Raw genomic sequence first — 23,194 nt, 5'->3', positions numbered from 1 at the left:
ACCTTGAGAGGAACTCCTCATGTCCGACTTCAACTTCGACCTCGACACCGTCACCGCCGCGCCCAGCCGCGATCTGCTCACCCCCGACAACGCGATGATGCTGTTCGTCGACCACCAGCCGCAGATGTTCTTCGGCGCCGCCAGCACCGACCGCGTCGCCGTCATCAACGCCACCGTGGGCCTGGCCAAGGCCGCCCGGGTCTTCGACGTCCCCGTCGTGCTGTCCACCGTGGCCGCCGAATCCTTCTCCGGACCGATCCTGCCGCAGCTGCGCGAGGTCTTCCCCAAGCACGACATCGTCGACCGGACCTCCATGAACGCGTGGGAGGACGAGGCCCTGGTCGAGGCGGTCAAGGCCACCGGCCGCCACAAGATAGTGCTCTGCGGCCTGTGGACCGAGGTCTGCCTCGTCCTGCCCGCCCTCTCCGCCCTCAACCAGGGGTACGAGGTGTACGTCGTCGCCGACGCCTCCGCCGGCGTCACCCCGGCAGCCCACGAGCACGCCATGCAGCGGATGACCGCCGCCGGCGCCGTGCCCGTCACCTGGCTGCAGGTGCTCCTGGAACTCCAGCGCGACTGGGCACGCACCGAGACCTACGTCGCCACCACCGACGTGGTCAAGGAGCACGGCGGCGCGTACGGCCTGGGTGTCGTCTACGCCCACTCCATGATCGACCCGCACGCCGCCGGCTGACCGGACCTCTTGACCATGGACACCGACACCGGACTGCTGCTCCTCCGCCTCCTCGCGGGCCTGCTGATCGCCGCGCACGGAGTACAGAAGGTCAGCTTCCTGCTGGGCGGCAGCGGACTGGCGGGCGGCACCGAGGAGTTCCGGCACGACGGCTTCCGCGGCGGGGCGCTCACCGCCCTCGCCGCGGGGGCCGGCCAGATCGGCTCCGGCCTGCTCCTGGCCGCCGGAGCCCTCACTCCGCTCGGCGCCGCCGGGGCGATCGGCGTGATGACCGTCGCCCTCACCGTCAAGTGGCCCCACGGCCTGTGGGTGCAGCACGACGGCTACGAGTACCCCCTCGTCCTCATCGCAATCGCCACCACGCTCGCCGTCACCGGTCCCGGCCGCTTCTCCGTCGACCGCTCACTGGGCCTACCGCATTGGCCCGGCTGGTCGGCCGCTGCCGCGCTGGCGGCCGGGGTGGCCGGCGGCCTTGCCGTACGCGCCCTGCTGCACGCCCCGGCCGTACCCGCACCCCCGGCTCCGCCGAGTTCCCCGTGACCGCAGCAACCCAACACGTCTCACCTTCGCCCCCCGCACCCGGAAGGACCCCGACGATGACCGGCCGCCCCATGAGCCGACGCCACACCCTGAAGACCGCCGCCGGCGCCGCGGCAACGCTGACCATCGCCGCGGCGCCTCCGGCCGCGGCATCCGCCGCTGGACCCGGCGCCGGGCAGGGACAGGCCGGGAGGCCGACCGTGGTCCTGGTCCACGGCGCTTTCGCCGACGCCGCCAGCTGGAACCCCGTCACCGAACGGCTCCAGCAGTACGGTCACCCGGTGGTCGTCGTGGCCAATCCGCTGCGCGGCCTCACCCACGACGCCGCCCAGGTGGCCGCCCGGCTCGCGGCCGTCCCCGGACCCGTCGTCCTGGTCGGCCACTCCTACGGCGGGGCGGTCATCACCCAGGCCGCCGCCACCGCTCCCACCGTCAAGGCCCTGGTCTACGTCTCCGCCTTCGTCCCCGACGCCGGAGAGGTCCTCGGCGAGCTCGCCGCACGGTTCCCCGGCTCCCAGCTCGAAGCCTCCCTCGACCCCGTACCCGTACCGGGACCCGCCGGCACCACCGGCGTCGACCTCTACATCCGGCCCGACCGGTACCACGAGGTCTTCGCCCAGGACGTTCCGCGCACCACCACCCGGGTGCTGGCCGCGGGCCAGCGCCCGCTCAGCGGGTCCGCGTTCACCGACCGTGTGAGCGGCGCGGCGTGGCACACCGTGCCGTCGTGGACCCTGATCTCCACCCGGGACCGGGGCATCGTCCCCGAACTCCAGCGGTTCCAGGCCTCCCGGGCCCGGTCCCGGACGGTCGAGGTCCCGTCCTCCCACCTGCCGATGTACAGCAGGCCCGACGCCGTCGTCGCACTGATCCGATCGGCTGCCCGCACCATCGCCGCCTGATGCCCCGCCACCTCTGAGGAGCCACCCTTGTCATCCCCCGAAACCACTGCGTCCTACGCACGTGACCTCGCCCGCGTCGAGGCGGCCAACGCCACCGGCCGCATCCCCGTCGTCTTCATCCACGGCCTGTGGCTGCTGCCCACCAGCTGGGACCGCTGGGCCGCCGTCTTCGAGGAGGCCGGCTTCGCGCCCGTCACCCCCGGCTGGCCCGACGACCCGGAGACCGTCGAGGAGGCCAACGCCCACCCCGAGGTCTTCGCCGGCAAGAGCGTCGGCCAGGTCGCCGACCACTTCTGCGGCCTCATCGGCAGACTCGACCGCAAGCCCGTGGTCATCGGCCATTCCTTCGGCGGCCTGATCACCCAGATCACCGCCGGACGCGGCCTGGCCCGGGCATCCGTCGCCATCGATCCGGCGCCCTTCCGCGGCGTGCTGCCGCTGCCCCTGTCCTCGCTGCGGGCCGCGAGCGCGGTCCTCGGCAACCCGGCCAACTACCACCGGGCCGTCCCCCTGACGTACGAGCAGTTCCGCTACTCCTTCGCCAACTCGGTCGGCGAGGAGGAAGCCCGCGAGCTGTACGACACCTTCGCCGTCCCCGCCCCGGGAGAACCCCTCTTCCAGGCGGCCGCGGCGAACGTCAACCCGTGGACCGAGGTCAAGGTCGACACCACCTCCGCCGACCGCGGACCGCTGCTCATCGTCTCCGGGGAGAAGGACCACACCGTCCCCTGGGCCATCGCCAACGCCTCCTACAAAAGGCAGGCCCACAACGCGCACGCGGTCACGGAGATCGCCGAGATTCCCGGCCGCGGCCACTCCCTGACCATCGACCACGGCTGGCGCGAGGTCGCCGACACCGCCCTCACCTTCGTCCGCCGGTTCACCGACCCGGCCTCGTAACGCAGCGCGGAACGGGACTGGCCACGTCCAGCCGCAGCGGACCCGCAACGAGACGGCTCGCCTTGCGGCGGCGCGAGGCCCTCCGCCAACAACCATCGGTGCGGGCCCGGTCATGGACCAACAAGGCGACCTCGCTCCCCGCCAACCAAGATCCGGGCCATCTCCGGACCGGCCTGCTCCTTCCAAGCAAGCAACTGTTCGCCGGCCATGTGAAAGATCATCACGTGTGGCCGCTGGATTCGGTGTGCTCCGGGGACCGGCACTCTCGGTAGCGTGACCATCTGCTGCACGGGGTGTCCATGTGTCCGGCTGGTCCGTGCGGGGCTTTCGACGGAGAGTGATGAGGCTGCAATGAGTGAACTGACGAAGCCCACGGTCGACGTTCCGGAGGGTGACGCTCCTACCGAGCTGACCATCCGGGACCTGGTCGTCGGGGACGGGGCCGAGGTGAAGCCGGGCATGGTGGTCAGGGTCCACTATGTCGGGGTGACCTTCGAGTCCGGGAAGGAGTTCGATGCCTCCTGGGACCGGGGCGAGCCGTTCAAGTTCGCCCTGGGCAGCGGCAGGGTCATCAAGGGCTGGGACCGCGGGGTGAAGGGGATGAGAGTCGGCGGTCGGCGCGAGATCATCGTTCCCCCGCGTCTCGGCTACGGCAATCAGTCGCCCTCGCCGTTGATCCCGGCGGGCTCGACCCTGGTCTTCGTGGTGGACCTGCTCGACTCGTATTCCAGCACAACCGGGTGGAGCAAGGCCTGGTGACCCTGGCCCGGCAGCCGCGCTCGGCGGACGGGGCTTTTGCCGTCAGGCGGCTTCTGTTCGCTCTTCGACGCAGCAGCAGGAGCCGCGCCACCACCGCTGGCGGCGGTGGCGCCGGACGGGCAACGAGCTACCGCCGCTCGCGAGCACCCCGGCGAGGCGTCTCCCCGCGCCGCCGCGCGCCGGCCCGGGCGAACCCGTCCGGCACGGCCGCGGCCCTCCGGGCGGTCGGCCGAGCTCACCCCCGTGAAGCTCGACCCCGACCCGGCCGGTGCCCGCCACCACCACACCCTCGACACTTCAGTGGTGACGAAGCATTGGTAACGTACACCAGAGTGAGTGTCCGGCGTCAACCAAAGTGTTGCCGGGGCCAGCCCGATGGGCTTCGAGAAACACTGTGGTGGGCAAAGGCTCGGCATCACGTCAAGGAGGTCGTGTACGTGGAGGATGACCAGTCACCCACCTTCGCCCAACTCCTGGACCACCTCTTCCGCGAGGTGCACCCCCCTTCCCGGGGGCCCTACACCTACGCGGAGGTCGCCGAGGGGATCCGCAAGGCTGCGACCGGGGAGGGGCGCGGGGTGACGGCGAGCGCCATCCAGCAACTGCGCACCGGCGCCAAGCGGAACCCGACGCGACACACCATCAAGGCCCTGGCCGACTTCTTCGGCGTACCGGCGGGCTACTTCGTCGACAGCGCGGCGGCCGAACGCACCAAGGCGGAGATCGACCTCCTCGCCGCCATGCGCGATCAGGACGTCCGCAAGGTGGCCCTGCGCGCCAACGGCCTGAGCGTCGACAGTCTGAAGATGCTGTCCACCGTGATCGAACAGGCCCGGAAGCTCGAGGGGCTCACCACCGACGACCCCGCGCAGGACCTCAACCTGGACGACTGAACCGGCGCACCGGGTGGCGATCACACGGTCCCCGACACGACAGGACCCGACCCGCCCCGACCCGACACCCCCTGTGGTCGCTCAACGACAAGGGGGTATCAGGCGTTTCCCGGCACAGGCCCGGCATCCCCGGCGGCACGGGCCGACCGCGGCGGCACCCCGCCCTCGAATCGGTGTCGCGAACATGTCAGCATTGGGGCGCGCGTACCAGGCTTCGAGGGAGAGGTTCGCCCCGGCCGACCACCCCCGCCCGGCGTCACCAGAGTGAGGACATGGACCTTGAGCAGCTTCGCGCCACGTGTGAGGCGCGCGTCGAGGCACTTCAACTCCCGCACCGCTTCAGCACCCGCGACCTCCGCGACGCCGTGGCCGAACAACGCGGACGCCCCATCATCCTGCGCCCCCTGAGCACCCTGGGCGCCATGGACGCCCCGTGCGGCATCCGCCTGGAGACCCCGGACGCCGACCTGTTGTTCTACGAGGAGGCCACCTCCCCCCTCCACCAGAACCACATCCTCGCCCACGAGATCAGCCACATCATCTGCGACCACCCCGGCAGCCTGGAACTGGACCAGGACACCCTGCGCGCGATCGGGTTCAACCCGACCCTCGTCCAGCGCATGTCCGGCCGGACCAGCTACACCAGCGAGGACGAACGCGAGGCCGAGGTGATGGCCAGCGTGATCCGGCAACTCATGTACCGGGGACGCGAAGGCCCGTCGAGCCGGCCGGCCAGCGGCACCGAGAGCTGGGACGCGCTGTTCGCCAAGCCACACAGGAAGAAACGCCACCGGAAATGATCAACATCCTCTTCACGGGCACGGCCGTCGTGCTGCTGTGCTTCGCCGCCTACTGGGTGGCGCGAGGGCGCGGCGGACACCGCCCCACGGGCACCTGGGCGATGGCGGCGCTGCTGACCTCGTTCGCCCTCGCCTTCGCCTCGTACGCCCCCGCCGTGGAGCGCGCGGTCGAATCGGTGGTCCCCCACGTCGCCCGACTCCTCAGCAACACCTTCACCCTGACGGCGGCCACCTCGGTCCTCGCCTTCCTCTTCCAGCTCAATCTGGACCGCGAACGGGCCCACCGGCAGATCCGGCTGCGCGTCATCGCCCTCGCGATCTGCGTCGCCGGCATGACCGTCTTCTTCGCCGCCGAACAACTCGCCGGACGAAACCCGGTGTTGTACGCGTGCTACGTGCTCATCTACGTCTCCTACCTGGGGTACACGGCCAAGGACTTCCTGCTGCAGACCTGGGCCCAGTCCAGGCGCTCGACCCGCCGCAGTCAGCGCTGGGGCCTGCGCACGACCTCGGTCGGCTGTGGCTTCGCCCTCGTCTACGCCGCCTACAAGCTCTTCGCCCTGGTCTCGATCGGCCTCGGCTTGGGGCTCGTTCCCGACGGCGCCCGGTGCTCGACGCCGCTGACCCCCTTCCGCTGCACGTTCAGCGTGACCGCGCCCGCCGTCGCCGTCCTCCTCATCACCGTCGGACTCACCCTCCCCGCGCTGCTGTGGCCGCTCAGCCAACTGCGCCGCCGTCGCTGGGAACGGAACTCGTTCACGGCGCTGGAACCCCTGTGGCGGGAGGTCACCTCGGCGGTCCCCGAGGTCGTGCTCGACCCGGGCAACACCGAGGCCGACGCCCACGACCTCGACTTCCACCTCCACCGCCGGGTCATCGAGATCAACGACTGCGTGCTGGCCCTGCGCCGGTACCGTCAAACGTCGGTACGGGACGCCGCGGCCGCCGAGGTCGCCCGCCGGGGCACGGCCGACACCCCCGAGGGCGACGCCGAGGTGGAGGCGGCGGTCATCGCCGCGGCCGTGCACGCGAAGCGCGCCGGACTACCCCTCGACGGCGACGAGGCCCCGCCCGCCGCCGGCACCCGCTCCCGCAAGGGCGACCTCCCGGCGGAGACCGCGTGGCTGCTGCTCGTGGCGCAGGCCTACGCGCGGCACCCGGCGCCCGAGAACGCGGGCGCGGCCTCGTGACCGCCCCGCGGCAGGACCCCCTGCGCGACCCGCGCTTCTTCGCCGACCCCTACCCCACCTACGACCGGCTGCGCGAAGGCTGCCCGGTCCAACGAGTCCCCACCGGCTCCGGCGGACACCACGCGTACCTGGTCACCGGCCACCCCGAGGCCCGCGAGGCGTTCACCGACCCCCGCCTGTCCAAGGACACGGCCCGCTTCTTCGCCGACCGGCCCTCGAACCGCGACCTGCACCCGGCGATCTCCCGCAACATGCTGGCGAGCGACCCACCCGAGCACACCCGCCAACGGCGGGTGGCGACGCCCCTGTTCACCACCGGACGCGTCCGCGAACTGCGCCCGTACATCACCCGGGTCGTCGACGACCTCATGAGCGCGTGGCGGCCGGGCACGGAGGTCGACCTGGTGGCGGACCTGGCGGTACCCCTGCCCGTCACCGTCGTCTGCGAGCTGCTGGGGGTGCCGGAATCCGACCGCGCCACGCTCGCCGGCTGGTCCCACGACCTCTTCGACGCAACCGACACCGACCGCGTCGACGCCGCGTCACACCGGATCGGCGACTACCTGACCCACCTCGTCGACGCGGCCCGTGCCACCCCCGGCGACGGACCGCTCCACTCCCTCCTGCGCGACTGCGACGAGGGCGGCCTCGACCGGGACGAGACCGTCTCCCTGGCCGCCCTCCTCATGGTCGCCGGGCACGAGACCACCACCCACTTCATCGGCAACGCCGTCCTGGCCCTGCTCCGGCACCCGGAGGCGTTCGACCGCCTGCGCCGGGACCCGGACCTGATCCCCGGTGCCCTCGACGAACTGCTGCGCTTCGACTCCCCGGTGAGCGTGGCCACCTTCCGTCACAGCACGGAGGACCTGCGCGTCGGCGGGGTCGACATCCCGGCGGGCTACCCGGTGCTCATCGCCCCCGGGGCCGCGAACCGCGACCCGGCGGCGTTCCCCGACCCGCACCGCCTCGACCTCGACCGCGACGCCGGCGGCCACCTCTCCTTCGGCCACGGCATCCACCGCTGCCCGGGCGCCCCCCTGGCCCGGGCCGAGGCGGAAATCGCCCTCCGCGCCCTGCTGACCCGGTTCCCGAACGCGCGACTGGCCATCCCCTCGGAATCCCTGACCTGGCGCCGAACCCGCCTCACCCGCGGCCTGACCACCCTCCCCCTCGCCCTCGCCTGACCCACCCCAACCCCTGCGCCCGGCGGCTGGTTCGGCCGCCGGGCGCCGGACTTCCGCGGGGCCCGCGCCCGGGTGGGACTGTGGTGGGACTGTGGTGAGGCTTACGGGACGGGCTGCTGCTGGGTGACGCAGTGGATTCCGCCACCGCCGGCGCCGAGGCGGTCGATGTTGAGCTGTTCGACGACGCGGCCGGGGAAGAGCCGGGTCAGCGTGGCCTTGGCGGCGGTGTCGGCCCGGGTGTCGCCGAACTGGGCGCTGATGACGGCCCCGTTGCACACGTAGTAGTTGGCGAAGGAGGCGAGGAAGTCCGGGTGGGTGGAACGGATCTTGTAGTAGTCCGGGCCCTGGAGCTTCTCGACGGTCATGCGGGCGCCGCCCGCGGTCGTGGCCGCGGACAGGATCTGGAACTGCTGGCGCGCGTCCTTCGCGTAGACGTCGTTGTCCGAGGCCAGCGGCATCTGGACGAGGGCCTTCCCGGGCGCGAGGAAGCGCGACGTCGCGTCGACGTGGTCGTCGGTGATGTCCTGACCGTACACACCGTCGAACCAGATGACCTTGGAGGCGCCGTACGCGGTGCACAGCGCGGCCTCGATCTGCGCCTGCGACTTGTTGGGGTTGCGGTTCTTGTTCACGAGGCTGCTGCGGGTGGCCATCAGGGTGCCCGCGCCGTCCTGCTCGACCGCGCCGCCCTCTCCGACCAGACCGGCCGCGGTGAAGGGGACGCCGGCGTAGGAGGCGATCCGGCCGGCCACCAGGGTGTCCTTGGCGTGGGCCTGCTTCTTGCCCCAGCCGTTGAAGTTCAGGCCGACCGCGTCCAGGCCGCCCGCCCCGTCGGTGCGGAAGACCGGGCCCGTGTCGCGCATCCAGCAGTCGTCCACGGGGATGGTGGTGACGACGGTGACGGTCGGGCCGCACAGGGAGCGGGCCTTGGAGGCGCTGCCGGAGTTGGCGCAGATGTAGACCGGCTCGTACTTGGCGATGGTCCGGGCGATGAGGGCGATGTCCGACTGGACGCCGCTGAGCTTGCCGCCCCAGATCGAGGTGCTGTCCGGCCAGGCCATCCAGGTACGGGTGTGGCGGACGTCCTCGATCGGCACCTGGAAGGTGCCCGCCGCCGCGAGCGCCGGGCAAAAGGCCGCCCCGGCCCGGCCCTCGGCCACCGCGATCGCCGCGGCCGCGGCGGTGAGGCCGGCGGCCGTCAGGAAGCGGCGCCTGCCCATGCCCTCGGCGGGCGGGCCTGCTGCGTGATCGTTCATGGGGTCTCCTTGGGGATCTGATGGTCCAACTGCCCCGCCTGGCTGCGGGGTTGACCGGAAAGCTAAAACTGGCCAAGCGCTCGGTCAATAGTTTGGACGAGGTCATTCCGGAAGATCGGGGAAAGCCGCAGGTGGCGGCCCGCGGGCTCGTTAGAGTGACGCCATGGCAGCTTCCGCGAAGAACCCACCGGACCTGTCCGCTCCCCCTGCCCCCGCACGGCGGCCCCGGGCCTCGGCCAAGGGCGAGCAGACCCGGGCCCGGCTGATCGCCGCCGCGCGGACGCTGCTCGCGGGCGGGATGAGCGAACGGTTCACCACGCGCAACGTGGCCGCGCTGTGCGGCGTTTCGCACGGGATGTGCCACTACCACTTCCAGGACCGGACGGACCTCGTCCTGGCGGTCATCACGGACATCCGCCCGGAGTGGATCCATCCGCTGGAGGAGGCGGTCGCCGGTCCCGGGTCGTTCGCGGAGCGCGCCGAGCGGGTGGTCGAACTGCTCTCCCGGCCCGAAGGCGCGGAACTCTCGCACCTCCACTCGGCGTTGCACTGGCACGCCCTCAACGACGCGCGGGTCCGGGAGAGCCTGGAGGCGGAGTACCGGCGCTGGCGCGGCTGCTTCGTCGCGCTGTTCCGGGTGCTGGCCGACGAGCGGGGCGGGGACGTCGATCCTCGCCTGCTCGGCGAAGCCGTGGCCGCCGCCGTGGACGGCCTGGCCGCCGTGGAGTCGCTGGGTGCCGAGGTCGACCCGGAGCCGGTGCTGCGCACGCTGATCCGTACGCTCGCCGCCGGCGCCTGAGCCCGGACCCGGCTGACTCCGGCCCCACGCCGGCTACAGCGCCGCGGACCCGCGCCGGGCTACAGCGCCCGCCGCGCCGCGGCGATCGCCTCCGGATCCCAGCCCGGACGGGGCACGGACTCGAGCAGCAGCCGGGTGTACGGATGCCGGGGCGCGGCCAGGACCTCCGCCGTGGCGCCCTGCTCGACGACTGCGCCGTGGCGCATCACGACGATCTCGTCGGTGACGCACCGGACGACCCCGAGGTCGTGGGTGATGAAGAGGTAGCCGATCCCGGTCTGCTCCCTGATGTCGGCCAGCAGGTTGAGGATCTGGGCCTGCACGGAGACGTCGAGCGCGGCGACCGCTTCGTCCAGGACGAGGACCGCCGGTTCGACGGCGAGGGCCCGCGCGATGGCGACGCGCTGGCGCTGGCCGCCGGAGAGCCGGCGCGGCAGGGCGTCGGCGGCCCGGGTGCCCAGGCCGACCTGGTCGAGCAGTTCGCGTATCCGCTGCGCGTGGTCGCGGCCGGGGAAGTGCAGGCTCAGGGTTTCGCGCAGGGCCGCCTCGACGCTCGTGCGCGGATCGAGGGAGAGGTACGGGTCCTGGAAGACCATCTGGATCTCGCGGGCGCGGGCCAGCCGGGCGGCCCGTCCGCGGGAGCGGCCCGTCCGGGACCGGCCGCGTACGAGCACCTCCCCCTCGTCGGCGTGCTCCAGCCCGACGACGATGCGGGCCGTGGTCGTCTTGCCGGAGCCGGACTCCCCCACGATGCCCAGCGATCCGCCCTCGGGGAGCGCGAAGGACAGGTCGTCCACCGCGCGGACGGCTCCGAAGGCGCGGTGCAGCCCCCTGACCTCCAGTACGTGCTCAGGCTTCGAGGACATCGACGGTGCTCCCTTCGAGCCGGTCGCTGTGGTGGCAGGCGGCCCGGTGGTCCGGCCGGTCCGGCGCGGCGGAAGGCAGCGGGGCCCGCTCGTCGCAGACCTCCGTGGCCAGCGGGCAGCGGGCGGCGAAGGCGCAGCCGAGCAGCGGCTCGCGCAGGTCCGGGGGCTGGCCCTGGATGGCGGCGAGCCTGCCCCGGGGGCCGTCCATCCGCGGGCTGGAGGCGAGGAGGGCGGCTGTGTAGGGGTGGCGCGGGCGGGTGAAGAGCACCTCGGCCGGGCCGGTCTCCGCGATGCGCCCGGCGTACATGACGTAGACCCGGTCGCTGATGGCCGCGGCGAGGTCGAGGTCGTGGGTGACGAACAGCAGGCCGGTGCCGAACCGTTCGCGCAGCCCGGCCAGGAGGGCGATGACCTCGGCCTGGCTGGTGACGTCGAGGGCCGTGGTGGGCTCGTCGGCGAGCAGCAGCGCGGGATCCCCCATGAGGGCCGCCGCGATCACGACGCGCTGGAGCATGCCGCCGGAGACCTGGCCGGGGTACTTGCGCAGGACGGACCCGTCCAGGCCCACGGCCCGCAGGAGATCGACCGCCCGGGCCGTGGCGTCCGCCGCGCTCATCGCGCCGGTGAGCGTGACGCTCTCGGTGAGGAAGTCGCCGATGCGGCGCAGCGGGTTGACGGCGGCGCGCGGGTCCTGGAAGACCATGGCGACCGTGCCGGCGCGTACGCCGCGCAGCCGGGCGGGGTCCATGGCGAGCACGTCCTCGCCGCCGACCCGGACCGAGCCTTCGACGACGGCGCCGGGCGGCAGCAGGCGCAGCGCGCTGCGCGAGGTGATGGTCTTGCCCGCGCCGGACTCGCCGACGAGGGCGACGGTCTCGCCGGCGGCGACGGTGAGGTCGACGCCGTCGAGGACGGGCCGGGCGGTGCCGGGGAGGGTGACCCTCAGCCCTTGGATGTCGAGCGTGTGCGTCGGCTTCATCGGTCTCTCCTGGCGACACGGTCGGCCCACCGCTCGCCCACCACGTTGAACGCGACCACGGTCAGCACGATGAAGACGCAGGGCAGGATCGCCGACAGCGGGTAGCCGTGCTGGATGGCGGTCTGGCCGTCGAAGACCATGCGGCCCCAGTCGGGGGTGAGGGCGGGGACGCCGAGTCCGAGGAACGACAGCCCGGCGAGGTCCATGAGGGCGTAGCCGAAGTTGATCGTGGACTGGGCGAGGACGACGGGGGCGATGTTGGGCAGGATGTGGCGCAGGCAGATCTGTACGGCCGAGTGGCCCTGGACCTGGTATGCGCTCACGTAGGGACGGGCCCGTTCGGCGAGGACCAGCGAGCGGGTGAGGCGGCTGACGTAGGGCAGGTAGGCGACGGCGAGGGCGATGACGGGGGCGAGCAGGCCCTCCCCGTAGACGGAGATGATCAGGATCGCCAGCAGCATGCCGGGGAAGGCGAAGACCAGTTCGGTGCTGCGGGACAGGACGGAGTCAAGCCAGCCGCCGCGCCAGGCCGCGGCCATCCCGATGGCGATGCCGACGACGGTGGAGAAGGCGACGACGCCCAGCGGGCCGAGCAGCGAGGTGCGCGCGCCGAGGAGCAGCCGGGAGAGGGTGTCGCGGCCGGCGGCGTCCACACCGAGGGGATGTGCGGCGGAGGGCGCGGCGAGGGCGTTGCCCAGGTCCACGGCGTTGGGGTCGTGGGGTGCCAGCCAGGGCGCGCACAGCGCGGCGAGCACGACCAGGGCGACGAGCGCCAGACAGACGAGGTGGAGCGGGGAGCCGGCGGCCCGGATCCGGGAGAGGCCGGGGCGGCGGGTGAGGACGGCGGTCACGCGGCGGCCCCCCTCGTTCCGAGGGTGACCCGTGGGTCGACCAGGGGCAGGAGCAGGTCCACGACCAGGTTCACGATCATGAAGAGGGCGACGATGATCAGGGAGATCGCCTGGACGGTCGGGAAGTCCTTGGTGGTGGTGGACAGTTCGAGGAGCTGACCGATCCCGCCGATGCTGAAGGCGGTCTCGACGAGGATCGTGCACACCAGGAGGGTGGAGACGATGAGTCCGCCGGTGGTCAGGACCGTCCCGAGGGAGTTGCGGAACACGTGGCGCCGGATGACCTGGCGTTCGGGGACACCGCGGCTGCGGGCGACGGTGACGTGTTCGCTGTCGAGGGCTTCGAGCATGGCCGCGCGGGTGACCCGGGCGAGCATGCCGATCAGGTAGAGGGCGAGGGCGACCGCGGGGAGGGTGAGGTGCCAGAGCATGTCGACGAGGCCGTCGCCGGCGCCGCTGCTGGGGAACCAGCCGAGCTGGACGGCGAAGAGACCCTGGAGCAGGACGGCGGCGACGAAGGAGGGGGTGCCGACGGCGAACGTCGTGGTGACGAGGATGGTGGAGTCGGTGGCTCCGCCGCGGACGGCCGCGATCCGGCCGAGCAGCAGGCCGACGGCCACGACCACGACGAGGGCCATGGCGATCAGCAGCAGGGTGACCGGGAGCCGGTCCGCGAGGAGGCGCGAGACGTCGGTGCGGTAGGTGATGGAGCGCCCGAAATCGCCCTGCACCACCTCGCCGAGCCAGCGGAAGTACCGTACGAGGAACGGGTCGTCCAGGTGGTACTGGGCGTTGATCGCGGCGAGCGCCTCCGGGGAGGCCGACCGGCCGGCGAGCAGGAAGCTCGCCGGGCTGCCCGGCGCCAGGTACATGGCGCCGAAGACCACGAACGAGGCCGCGAGGAGGGTGGCGGCCATCTCCGCGAGCCGTCGTGCGGCGAATCGGACGAAGCTCACTCGGAGGCCCCCACGTCGGCGGCCCACGGGTAGTACATGTACGAGATCGAGGTGGGGGCGCCGGTGATCCGCTTGCCCAGGAACACCGCGGTCGGCCATTCGGCGACGGGGATCCACAGCAGCTGCTCCGAGGCGTGGTGCTGGAGCTTGGCCTCGATCGCCAGCCGCTGCTCGGCCGGGTAGAGGGCGGAGGCCTGGTCGACGAGTTCGTCGTACTGGGGGTCGCTGTAGCCGGCGAAGTTCATGTACGCGCCGGTCTTGAAGTTCTGCAGCAGGTCGAGCGGGTCGGTGATCGAGTCGTAGTAGGTGAGCGGGAACATGTCGATGCCCTCGCGCGCCTGCGGGTCGGTGAACAGGGCCGTGAAGGCGTTGGGGGCGATGGTCTTGAGCCGGATGTCCAGGCCGATCCGGCTGCCGGCGGCCTGGACGGCGGTGGCGAGGAGGGAGACGTCCTGGCCTATGGAACTGGTGGCCACGGTCAGGGTCTTGCCGGTGGCGCCGGCCTCCTCGATGAGCGCCTTGGCCTTGTCGATGTCCTGGCCAGTGGGCGGGAGGTTGTCGAAGGCGGTCTTGAGCGTGTGCTCGGGGGCGGCTGCCCAGGCGGCCCGGGTGGTGAGGGAGTTGGTGACAGTGCCCGCGCCGCCGAGGCCGGCCTTGACGAATCCGGTGCGGTCGAGCGCGAGGGAGAGGGCGCGGCGGACGCGGACGTCGCCGAGCGGGCCCTGCATGTTGGTGATGTTGACGTTGACCGTGCTCAGGCCCTCACCGAAGTAGAGGGTTCCGGTGCCGCTGCCGCGCAGGCGGGCGTAGCTCTCGGTGGGGATGAGGTAGCCGCCGTCGACCTCGCCGCTGAGCATGGCGTTGGTGCGGGCGGAGGGATCGGTCAGGACGCGGAAGACGGCCTTCTTGGACTTGGCCTTGGTTCCCCAGTAGCTGTCGAAGCGGTCCAGTTCGATGGACTGGCCCTTGTTCCAGGTGCCGAGTTGGAAGGGGCCGGTGCAGGCGAGGCCGCCGGTGGTGCCGTAGTCCTTGCCCGCTGCCTCGACGCCCGCCTTGGAGGCGACCACGCCGGCGGCGGTGGCCATGTACTGCGGGAACTGGGAGTCGGGCTGCTTGAGCTTGACGGTGACCTGGAGCGGGCCGGTCTTGGTGACGGCGGTGACGTTCTGGAAGACCTGGGCCCAGGCGGCGGCGTTGTCGGGGTCCATCTGGCGGCCGAGGCTGAAGACGACGTCGTCGGCGGTCATCTCCCTGCCGTCGTGGAAACGGACGCCGGGGCGGAGGTCGTAGACCCAGGTGGTGGGGTCGGGGTTGGTCGCCTTCTGGGCGAGGCCGGGCTCCGTGGTGAGCGACGGCGTCCAGCGCATCAGGCTCTCGCACACGTTGGACAGGATGGTGTTCTGCGGGTAGTCGAAGGCGACCGTGTAGTCGAGGGTGGGCGGCTCGGCGTAGACGGCCCAGCTGAAGGAGTCGATCTCGCCGCGGGCCGGGGGTGTGGAGACGGAGAGGCTGACGTCGGTGACGCCGCCGCCGTTGCCCTTGGGCGGGCCCGAGCAGGCCCCGAGCACGGCGAAGGAGGTCAGGACGGCGGCGGTGAGGGTCGCGGTGCGGCGGCCGGCCCGGCGTCGGGGGCGTCTGCTCGTGCGGGGTGGGGAGGTGGTCATCGTCGCGCTCTCTTTTCCGTGAGGGATGCGGGGGTGGAGGAGCGGGCGGACCGCCGGGGCGGACCGCCGGGAACGGCCGGTTCTCGGGTCAGACGGTGGCGTCGGCGGTGGTGCCCGCGGGGTGTGCGGGGCGGGCGGGGCGGGCGGGGCGTGCGGGGGTTGCAGGGCGTACAGGGCGTGCGGCGGGGATCTGCTGGGTGATGCAGTGGACGCCGCCGCCGCCGAACGCGATGGCCAGGGCCCGCACCCCGACGACCTTGCGACCGGGGTGGGCCGAGGCGATGACGGCGAGGGCGGCCTCGTCCTGGGGCAGCCCGGCGACCGGGACGACGACGCCGCCGTTGGCGACGTAGTAGTTCAGGTAGGACACCTCGATCTCGCCGTCGGCGAGGTCCGCGAAGACGGTCTGCGGGACGTCGATGATCTCCAGGCGGCGGCCGCGGGCGTCGGTGGAGGCCTCCAGCACGGCGCGGTTGGCGCGCATCCGGGCGTAGTCGGGGTGGTCGGGGTCGTCCGGGAGGGAGACGACGACCGTGCCGGGGGCGGCGAAGGCGCAGACACCGTCGACGTGGCCGTCGGTCTCGGTGTCGAGGAGACCGCCGTACGGCAGCCAGATGACCTTGGTGACGCCGAGCCGGGACTTCAGCTCGGCCTCGATCTCGCCCCGGTTCATGCCGGGGTTGCGGTTGGGGTGCAGCAGGCACTGCTCGGTGGTGATCAGCGTGCCCTCGCCGTCGACGGTGATCGCGCCGCCTTCGAGGATCATGTCGGAGGCGATCCGGTCCGCCCCGACGTGGTCCAGCAGCAGGGCGCTGATCCGGTCGTCGGACTCGAAGGGGTGGTGCTTGCCGCCCCAGGCGTTGAAGCGGAAGTCGACGCCGGCGCGGTTGCCGTCCCCGTCGAGGACGAAGAGCGGGGCGGAGTCGCGGAACCAGGAGTCGTCGAGCGGCAGCTCGATCACCGTGACGCCGCTGACGCCGGTGACGCCGTCCCCGCAGCGGTCGCGGGCGTCCGCGCCGTGGCCGGGCGGGGCGACCATCGTCACGGGCTCGAAGGCGGCGATGGCGCGGGCGACGTTGGCGTACTCCTCCTTCGCTTCGGTCAGGACGCTCCCCCAGAGGTCCTCGCGGGTGGGCCAGGCCATGAGGCAGCCCTCGTGCTCGGACCACTCGGCAGGCATTCGGTATTCGGCCATCGGTGTCTCATTTCTTGTGTGGGCGGAGTCTTCCACCCGACTGAAAATTCAGTCAAGGCCTGACGTGCGCGGATATCGGAGGGGCGGGTGCGCACCGGGGAGGGGAGCCTCAGAGGAAGTAGAGGCGGTTCAGGGAGACCTGCTGCGCCGGCTCGGAGCGCAGGGGCTCTCCGTCGAGCGTGACGAGACCGGTCCGTGGGTTCACGTCGACTTCTCCGAGGCGGTCGTTGCCGACCATGTCCTTGGGGCCGATGCCCCGGGTCCCCCGCACGGCGACCCGGCGGCGGCGGGTGGCCATGGCGTCGTACGGGGCTCCGAAGGAGCCGGACTCGGCCGCGGCGCGGCTCACGAACGCCACCGAGAGGTCGGCGGGGGCGGCGCCGTGGGCGCCGAAGAGCGGTCCGAGGACGAGGGGTTCGCAGGTGTCGGTGGCGGCGTTGGGGTCGCCGGTGACGCCGTAGGCGGGGAAGCCTGATTTGAGGACGAGCTGCGGTTTGGCGCCGAAGAACTGGGGGCGCCACAGGACGATGTCGGCGAGTTTGCCGGTCTCGATGGAGCCGATCTCGTGGGCCAGGCCGTGGGCGATGGCGGGGTTGATGGTCAGCTTGGCCATGTAGCGCAGGACCCGGGCGTTGTCGTCGCCCTCGCCGTCGCCGGCCAGGGGGCCCAGCTCGCCCTTCATCTTGGCGGCCATGGCGAAGGTGCGGCGGATCGTCTCGCCGGCCCGGCCCATGCCCTGGGCGTCGGAGGAGGTGATGCCGATCACCCCGAGGTCGTGCAGCACGTCCTCGGCGCCCATGGTGCCGGCCCGGATCCGGTCGCGGGCCATGGCCGCGTCGCCCGGGAGGTCGGGCTTGAGGTCGTGAACGGAGACGATCATGCCGTAGTGCTCGGCCACCGCGTCCCGGCCGAAGGGCAGGGTCGGGTTGGTGGAGGAGCCGATGACGTTCGGCACGCCCGCCATCTTCAGCACGTTGGGCACGTGCCCGCCGCCGCAGCCCTCGATGTGGAAGGCATGGATCGTGCGGCCGTCCAGGACCCGCAGGGTGTCCTCGACGGAGAGACACTCGTTGAGGCCGTCACTGTGCAGCGCGACCTGTACGTCGTACTCCTCGGCCACCCGCAGGGCGGTGTCCAGGGCGCGGGTGTGAGCGCCCATGTCCTCGTGCACCTTGAAACCGCAGGCACCGCCCTCGGCCAGGGCCTCCACCAGCGGAGCGGCGTCCGAAGAGGAACCCCGGGCCAGGAAACCGATGTTCACCGGCCAGGCATCGAAGGCGTTGAAGGCGTGCTTCAGCGCCCACGGGGAGTTGACGCCGACGCCCCACACCGGGCCGAACTCCTGACCGATGACCGTGGTGACGCCCGCGGCGAGCGAGGCCTCCATGATGCGCGGGGAGAGCAGGTGCACGTGGGTGTCGACGGCGCCGGCGGTGGCGATCAGGCCCTCGCCGGAGACGATCGAGGTACCCGTGCCGACGACGACGTCGACGCCGTCGAGGGTGTCCGGGTTGCCGGCCCGCCCGATCGCGTGGATACGGCCCTCGCGGATACCGATCGACACCTTGCGGATGCCCAGGACCGCGTCGATGACCAGGACATTGCTGATGACGACGTCGCAGGTCTCGCGGACGGCGGCGGCCTTCAGGTGCAGGCCGTCCCGGGCGGTCTTGCCGAAACCGGCCAGGAACTCGTCACCGGGCTTCTGCGCGTCGTACTCCACCCGCACCGTCAGCCCGGAGTCACCGAGACGCACCCGGTCCCCGGCGCGCGGGCCGAAGACGGAGGCGTACTCGTGCGGGTCGATGTGCCGGCTGCCCGGTGCGCAGTGATCGGCGTGTCGGGTGGGTCTGCTCATGTCGCGGTTCCTTCCGGGGCGCCCGCACCGAGGTAGCCGCAGGCCGCGGCCCTGCGCAGGGCTTCGGCCTTCGCGCCGGGGGCGTCGAGCGGGCCGTCGACCAAGCCGGCGAAACCGATCGCGATCCGGTCACCACCGATGGGGATGAGGCCCACCTCCACGGTGGCTCCGGAGTCGAACCGGGTGGACGACCCGGCCGCGACTGCCAGGCGCATCCCGTACGCCATGGCACGGTCGAAGCTCAGGCGCGGGTTGGCCTCGAAGAAGTGGAAGTGGGAGGTCACGCTCACCGGCACCGCCGCGGTGTTGCTCACCACGAGGGTCACGACGGGGGCACGTGCCTCGACGCTGTCCGAGGCGGGCAGTACGGCGCCCGGTGCGCCGTCGTCACGGTCCAGCTCGCCGAAGGGCTCACTGATCACCGCGAGCCGGGTTCCGTCCTCGAACACCGCCTCGACCATGACCTCGGTGACGATGTCGACGACGCCCGGCAGGATGTCGTCCGGGCCGAGGACGCTTCGGCCTCGCGCGAGGGCGTCGGCGAGGCGGACGCCGTCACGAGCCGCCTCGCACACCGTGTCGGCGATCACGGCGGTCGCCTCCGGAACGTTGAGCCGCAGGCCGCGTGCGTGTCGGGCCCGGGCCAGTTCCGCGGCGGTGAACAGCAGGAGCCGGTCGCGTTCGGTGGGGGTCAGGGCCATGAGGCCCACCGGGAGTGCGCCCCGGCGGCGGGGCACAGACCCCGGCCGATCGAGAACTTCATGATCATTCCTTCCTCCGGAAGGCGGATGCGGCGGGCCACGGAGGCCGGCGCTCCGCCGTCGGGGGTGCGTGGGCGCGGCGCACGGACCGCGAGGTGGGGGCTTTGTGCGCGCGGCGAAGAAGACGAGGAACGAGAGCGATCCGGGGGCGCGGCCCCGGGGACGGGGCCGGGTCCGCGGGGCGGGCCCTACGGGCCCCGCAGTGCCGCGGCCGGCTCGCGCCCTCACTCTGGCATTGACTAAAAATTCAGTCAATAGATGGGGCGGCGAAACGTGCCGTCCCACGGAAGGACAGGGCCGTGCGGGGTCGATCAGCGTCCGGGAACGCCCGTGTCAGTGCTGCTGGAGCCCGGCCAATTCGGCGTCGATCGCGCCGCGCATCAGCTCCCGCGCGTGACCGATTCCGGTGCCACCGCTGAGCCAGCGCATGCTGAGCCCTTCCAGCAGGGCGGTGAGCCGTTCGGCCGCGGCGGCCAGCGACGAGGCCGGCGCCATCGGCTGGACCTGGCCCAGCAGCGCGGCGACCTCCTGGACCCATACCAGGGCGGCCCTGGCGAGATCCTCGCGCAGCACCTCGTCGAAGACGGCGCTCGCCCGCAGTTCACCCCAGGCCGAGCTGTTCTCCCGTACCTCCACGGTGTCCTGGAGCTCCAGCAGGAGCGTTTCCTCCAGCTCCTCCCGGGGGGTGAGCGGCGGATCGTCCGGGTCCCGGTCCGTGGTGTAGCGCTCGGCGCGGTCGTTGATGAATTCGAGGGTCTGGCGCAGGACCCCCGTACGGTCCTTGAAGTGGTAGTAGATCAAGGCGGTGGAGACGCCGGCCTCGGCCGCGAGTTCTTCCACGCGCAGCCCGCGGACGCCGCGCCGGGCGATCACCCGGGCGGCCGCTTCGAGGATCTGAGTGCTGCGAGACGCCATGGCCCGCACCTTACCGGGGCGTTCCGGAGGGGGTGCGGGCGACCCGTCACCGGACGTACGGGCCCCTGCGGGCGCCGATCGCCCACCGGCCGCGGTTCGCTCCCGCTGCCGGGGCCCGGTGGACATCACACCTCCGGCGGGGTGGCGGCCGGGTGCGACTGCGTGGCGCAGTGGATGCCGCCGCCACCGGCCGCGATGTTGTCGATGCCCACCTGGACCAGGCGGTGGCCGGGATAGGCGGCCTGCAGGATCGCACGGGCCAGAGCGTCGGCGGGGCCGTCGCCGAACTGCGGGGCGATGACCGCGCCGTTGGCGGTGAAGTAGTTGGTGTAGGAGGCCAGGAACTCCGCTCCGCCGCCGCGGATGCTGCGGCGGTCGGGGCCGGGCAGTTCCGTGATGGCGAGACTGCGGCCACGGGCGTCGGTGGCGCTCTCCAGGGCCCGCTTCGTCTCCTCGTAGACGGCGACCCACTTCCGGTCCGCGCCGGCTCCGGGCTTGTCCAGGATGACCCGCCCCGGAGCCGTGAAGCGGGCCAGGCAGTCGATGTGGCAGTCGGTGATGTCCTGACCTGCCAGACCGGGCACCCAGATGACCTTGTCGATGCCGAGCGCCGCCTTCACGGCCTGCTCGACCTGGTCCTGGCTCATGCCCGGGTTGCGGTTGGCGTTCACCAGCGAGCTGATCGTGGCCAGCAGCGTTCCCTCGCCGTCGGCCTCCAGCGAGCCGCCCTCACCGACGAATCCCGCCGGGATCCGGCGCACCTGGTACTCGTCGAGGAGGACGGCGGCCGCCGCGGCGTCGTTGGCGAAGGGCTGGGCGTACGGCGTGCCCGTCTTGCCCCAGCCGTTGAAGTGGGTGTCCACGCCCGCGACGGCTCCCGGGCCCACCACGAAAGTGGGGCCGAAGTCGCGGATCCACAGGTCGTCGTTGGCGATCTCGATGACGTCGATGGCGTGGTGGGCGCCGCGCCCGCAGCGGTGGCGGGCCTCGGCGGCCTGACCGGGGCGCGCGAGCACCACGACCGGCTCGAAGCGCGATATCTCGTACGCGACGTCGGCGATGTCTCCGCGCACCGCGTCGAGCTTGCTGTCCCAGACGGAGGAGAGGGCGGGCCAGGCCATGTAGGTACGGAGGTGGCGGCCGGTCTCCGCGGGCATCCGCAGGGCTGCGGCGCCGGTCTCGCGGGTGGCGTCCGCCTGCGCGGTGGCGGGGAAGGCCGGCCCGAGGGCGGCGAGCGGCAGCGCCGCCGCCCCGAACCGGAGCAGCCGACGGCGGGTGGTGCTGGGCATGTCCATGGGTCTCCCTGAGGGGTGAACGGGCGGGATGACTCGGCATCTTTGCGTTAACTGAAAATTCAGTCAAGACGACCGGCTCCACGGCGCGGCGTCGCCTACCCGGGACGCCGGGACCGGGCCCGGCCATAGCCAGGGAATTCAGCTCCGGCGGTACTGGTCCACGGTGATCGTGACCGATCCGTCGGCCGCGGCCTCGACCAGTCGGACGATCGCGATCTCGCTCCGGTCCGGACTGCTCACGCAGAACGGCCGCGCCTTGGCGAGCCCACCGAACGGCAGGGCGGCGGCCGGTCGCGTCTCGATGCCGTGCACGCAATCGGCCGCGGTCAGCTCCCCGCCGTCGGCGACGAAGGCGTCCGACTCCTCGGACGGCACGAACGCCTGACCGTCGCGCGCCAGGTACCAGGTGGCCGTCTCCGCGGCCACCACCTTCCCCGCCTTCAGATCGAACTCGTAGCCGGAATCGGGGGCGGTGAGCTCGGCGTTCGCGTAGCCGGGCAGGAAGGCGGGGGCCGTGGGCGGCGCCGATCGGGCGGCGGGACCGGCGTCGGGGCCCGCCCCCTCCCCGTCGGGATCGTCGAGGTAGTACACGGCTCCGGCGCAGGCCAGCAGGGTGGCGACCACGGCCAGGGCCACCGCGGGCAGGCGCCGCCGCCCGTGCCGGGACGCACGGTGACCGGACCCCGGGGCAGCGGCCTCCACCGGCACCGAGGCGGCGGGGACGGGCGCGGAGACCGGCGCGGGTGCCGGTACCGGTACTGGTGGGGCGACCTGTGTGTGGGGGGCGGGACCGGGCCCTGCGCAGGAGCCGGGGCGGACCTGGCCGGGGCGGGAACGGGCGCCGCCGGGGCCGGATCCCGGTACGCGGCCGCGGCCGTCGGGGCGCAGGAATCGACCCCGGCAGGCGCGGGGGCGGGCGGTGCCGCCGGGATTCCGGCGGCCGGGCCCGGGTGCGCGGACGCCGCGCCGGTCGCGCGGAGGTACGCCGCGGCGGGCCGGGCGGCGCCGTCCCGGCCTCCGACCTCGTCCCGGACCGGGCTGGGCAGCCAGCCGTCGGTGAACTCCGGCCGGGAGCCCACCACGGGGTGCGCGTGCACGGACGCGATCAGCTCGGCGGTCGCAGGGCGGTCCTCGGGGCGTTTGGCCAGACACCATGAGATGAGTCCGTGCAGGTCACGGGGTACGTGGGTGAGGTCGGGACGCTCGTGGACGATCCGGTACAGGGCCGTGGACTCCGACCCGTTCCCGAAGGGCGTCGCGCCGCCCGCCACGTAGGCGGCCAGCGTGCCGAGCGCGAAGACGTCGGTGGCCGGCGTCACCTGGAGGCCCAGCGCCTGTTCGGGCGCCATGAAGGCCGCGGTGCCGATCCGCAGGCCCGTGCCGGTGAGCGCCGCGGCGTCGGCGGCGCGCGCGATGCCGAAGTCGATCACCCGGGGCCCGTCCCCCGCGACCAGCACGTTGGCCGGCTTGAGGTCCCGGTGGACGACGCCCGCCCGGTGGATGGCCTGGAGCGCCTCCGCGATGCCCGCGACGAGCAGCAGGACGGTGCGCACCGGCAGGGGTCCGTGCCGCCGCACCACCTCGTGCAGCGAGGGGCCGGGCACGTAGGCGGTGGCGAGCCAAGGGGTGCGGTGGTCGACGCCGGAGTCGACCACCTGGGCGGTGAACAGGCCGTGGATCCGGCGGGCGCTGGCCACCTCCTGGGCGAAGCGTTCGCGGAACTCGGGATCCGCGGCGAATTCCCTGCGGACGGCCTTCAGGGCGACGGGGCGGCCACCGGGCGTGTACGCCAGGTAGACCACTCCCATGCCGCCGGAGCCGAGACGAGCGTGGAGGCGGTAGCCACCGATCCCGTGGGGGTCGTCGGCGGACAGCGCCGTGGTGGTGGGCTGTATGCCGGGGAGCTGCTCGGACATGCGGTTGCTCTTTCAACG

At 72.5% G+C, this 23,194-nt stretch carries 23 protein-coding genes; 10 read left to right on the top strand and 13 right to left on the bottom strand.

The features are described from left to right. Positions 1-19: 19 nt before the first annotated feature. The 9 genes from OG534_RS32360 to OG534_RS32320 all read left to right on the top strand — a co-directional run bounded on the left by OG534_RS32360 (position 20) and on the right by OG534_RS32320 (position 7,865). Complete coding sequence (locus OG534_RS32360; RefSeq protein ID WP_326592778.1) at positions 20-694, top strand: hydrolase; 675 nt, start codon at positions 20-22, stop codon at positions 692-694. A 15-nt stretch (positions 695-709) separates the two neighbouring features. Next, positions 710-1,234 carry a DoxX family protein gene (locus tag OG534_RS32355; protein ID WP_326592776.1) on the top strand — a complete coding sequence of 175 codons (525 nt, stop codon included), beginning with the start codon at positions 710-712 and terminating at the stop codon, positions 1,232-1,234. 71 nt (positions 1,235-1,305) lie between these two features. Continuing rightward, positions 1,306-2,136, top strand: coding sequence for an alpha/beta fold hydrolase (locus OG534_RS32350; RefSeq protein ID WP_326592773.1), 831 nt, complete (start codon positions 1,306-1,308; stop codon positions 2,134-2,136). A 27-nt stretch (positions 2,137-2,163) separates the two neighbouring features. Further along, positions 2,164-3,036 carry an alpha/beta hydrolase gene (locus OG534_RS32345; protein ID WP_326592772.1) on the top strand — a complete coding sequence of 291 codons (873 nt, stop codon included), beginning with the start codon at positions 2,164-2,166 and terminating at the stop codon, positions 3,034-3,036. Between the two features lie 351 nt (positions 3,037-3,387). Further along, positions 3,388-3,795: an FKBP-type peptidyl-prolyl cis-trans isomerase gene (locus OG534_RS32340; protein WP_326592771.1), complete on the top strand. Its 408-nt coding sequence runs from the start codon at positions 3,388-3,390 to the stop codon at positions 3,793-3,795. A gap of 437 nt (positions 3,796-4,232) precedes the next feature. Beyond that, positions 4,233-4,688, top strand: a complete 456-nt coding sequence (locus OG534_RS32335; protein ID WP_326592770.1) for a helix-turn-helix domain-containing protein — start codon at positions 4,233-4,235, stop codon at positions 4,686-4,688. Between the two features lie 272 nt (positions 4,689-4,960). Further along, complete coding sequence (locus OG534_RS32330; protein WP_326592769.1) at positions 4,961-5,488, top strand: regulator component; 528 nt, start codon at positions 4,961-4,963, stop codon at positions 5,486-5,488. After that, the gene (locus OG534_RS32325) at positions 5,485-6,678 is read left to right on the top strand and encodes an MAB_1171c family putative transporter (protein WP_326592768.1); all 1,194 of its coding nucleotides are present in this window, start codon (positions 5,485-5,487) and stop codon (positions 6,676-6,678) included. The genes OG534_RS32330 and OG534_RS32325 overlap by 4 nt, the downstream gene beginning before the upstream one ends. Then, positions 6,675-7,865 (top strand): cytochrome P450 family protein, encoded by a 1,191-nt coding sequence (locus OG534_RS32320; protein WP_326592767.1) that lies wholly within the window; start codon positions 6,675-6,677, stop codon positions 7,863-7,865. The genes OG534_RS32325 and OG534_RS32320 overlap by 4 nt, the downstream gene beginning before the upstream one ends. A 101-nt stretch (positions 7,866-7,966) precedes the next feature. Here OG534_RS32320 and OG534_RS32315 read toward each other — a convergent pair whose 3' ends face one another. Continuing rightward, positions 7,967-9,121 (bottom strand): agmatine deiminase family protein, encoded by a 1,155-nt coding sequence (locus OG534_RS32315; protein ID WP_326592766.1) that lies wholly within the window; start codon positions 9,119-9,121, stop codon positions 7,967-7,969. A 163-nt stretch (positions 9,122-9,284) separates the two neighbouring features. Here OG534_RS32315 and OG534_RS32310 point away from each other — a divergent pair, with 163 nt between their 5' ends. After that, positions 9,285-9,920 carry a TetR/AcrR family transcriptional regulator gene (locus tag OG534_RS32310; protein WP_326592764.1) on the top strand — a complete coding sequence of 212 codons (636 nt, stop codon included), beginning with the start codon at positions 9,285-9,287 and terminating at the stop codon, positions 9,918-9,920. 59 nt (positions 9,921-9,979) lie between these two features. Here the strand turns inward: OG534_RS32310 and OG534_RS32305 are convergent, their stop codons facing one another. From OG534_RS32305 to OG534_RS32250, 12 genes are all read right to left on the bottom strand, one after another. After that, complete coding sequence (locus OG534_RS32305; RefSeq protein ID WP_326592762.1) at positions 9,980-10,786, bottom strand: ABC transporter ATP-binding protein; 807 nt, start codon at positions 10,784-10,786, stop codon at positions 9,980-9,982. Continuing rightward, the gene (locus tag OG534_RS32300) at positions 10,770-11,765 is read right to left on the bottom strand and encodes an ABC transporter ATP-binding protein (RefSeq protein WP_326592761.1); all 996 of its coding nucleotides are present in this window, start codon (positions 11,763-11,765) and stop codon (positions 10,770-10,772) included. The genes OG534_RS32305 and OG534_RS32300 overlap by 17 nt, the downstream gene beginning before the upstream one ends. Beyond that, positions 11,762-12,616 carry an ABC transporter permease gene (locus tag OG534_RS32295; protein ID WP_326592760.1) on the bottom strand — a complete coding sequence of 285 codons (855 nt, stop codon included), beginning with the start codon at positions 12,614-12,616 and terminating at the stop codon, positions 11,762-11,764. The genes OG534_RS32300 and OG534_RS32295 overlap by 4 nt, the downstream gene beginning before the upstream one ends. After that, complete coding sequence (locus tag OG534_RS32290) at positions 12,613-13,572, bottom strand: ABC transporter permease (RefSeq protein ID WP_326592759.1); 960 nt, start codon at positions 13,570-13,572, stop codon at positions 12,613-12,615. The genes OG534_RS32295 and OG534_RS32290 overlap by 4 nt, the downstream gene beginning before the upstream one ends. Continuing rightward, a complete protein-coding gene (locus OG534_RS32285; protein WP_326592758.1) occupies positions 13,569-15,236 on the bottom strand; it encodes an ABC transporter substrate-binding protein in 1,668 nt (555 codons plus the stop codon). The genes OG534_RS32290 and OG534_RS32285 overlap by 4 nt, the downstream gene beginning before the upstream one ends. Before the next feature lie 88 nt (positions 15,237-15,324). Then, a complete protein-coding gene (locus OG534_RS32280; RefSeq protein ID WP_326592756.1) occupies positions 15,325-16,431 on the bottom strand; it encodes an agmatine deiminase family protein in 1,107 nt (368 codons plus the stop codon). A gap of 109 nt (positions 16,432-16,540) precedes the next feature. Beyond that, entirely contained in the window at positions 16,541-18,289 is a 1,749-nt protein-coding gene (locus OG534_RS32275; protein ID WP_326592755.1) for an urease subunit alpha, read from the bottom strand. Further along, positions 18,286-18,990, bottom strand: a complete 705-nt coding sequence (gene ureA / locus OG534_RS32270) for an urease subunit gamma (RefSeq protein WP_326592754.1) — start codon at positions 18,988-18,990, stop codon at positions 18,286-18,288. Before ureA ends, OG534_RS32275 begins: the two co-directional genes overlap by 4 nt. Before the next feature lie 393 nt (positions 18,991-19,383). Beyond that, complete coding sequence (locus OG534_RS32265) at positions 19,384-19,965, bottom strand: TetR/AcrR family transcriptional regulator (RefSeq protein WP_326592753.1); 582 nt, start codon at positions 19,963-19,965, stop codon at positions 19,384-19,386. A gap of 125 nt (positions 19,966-20,090) precedes the next feature. Next, a complete protein-coding gene (locus OG534_RS32260; RefSeq protein WP_326592752.1) occupies positions 20,091-21,254 on the bottom strand; it encodes an agmatine deiminase family protein in 1,164 nt (387 codons plus the stop codon). Positions 21,255-21,398: 144 nt separating this feature from the next. Next, positions 21,399-21,686: a hypothetical protein gene (locus OG534_RS32255; RefSeq protein WP_326592750.1), complete on the bottom strand. Its 288-nt coding sequence runs from the start codon at positions 21,684-21,686 to the stop codon at positions 21,399-21,401. A 14-nt stretch (positions 21,687-21,700) separates the two neighbouring features. After that, positions 21,701-23,176 (bottom strand): serine/threonine-protein kinase, encoded by a 1,476-nt coding sequence (locus tag OG534_RS32250; protein WP_326592749.1) that lies wholly within the window; start codon positions 23,174-23,176, stop codon positions 21,701-21,703. Between the last annotated feature and the right edge of the window lie 18 nt (positions 23,177-23,194).

The organism is Streptomyces sp. NBC_01294, from assembly GCF_035917235.1.
Taxonomy (GTDB): domain Bacteria; phylum Actinomycetota; class Actinomycetes; order Streptomycetales; family Streptomycetaceae; genus Streptomyces; species Streptomyces caledonius.
The sequence above is the reverse complement of the archived record's forward strand: the minus strand, read 5'-3'. Positions and strand labels throughout refer to the sequence as shown.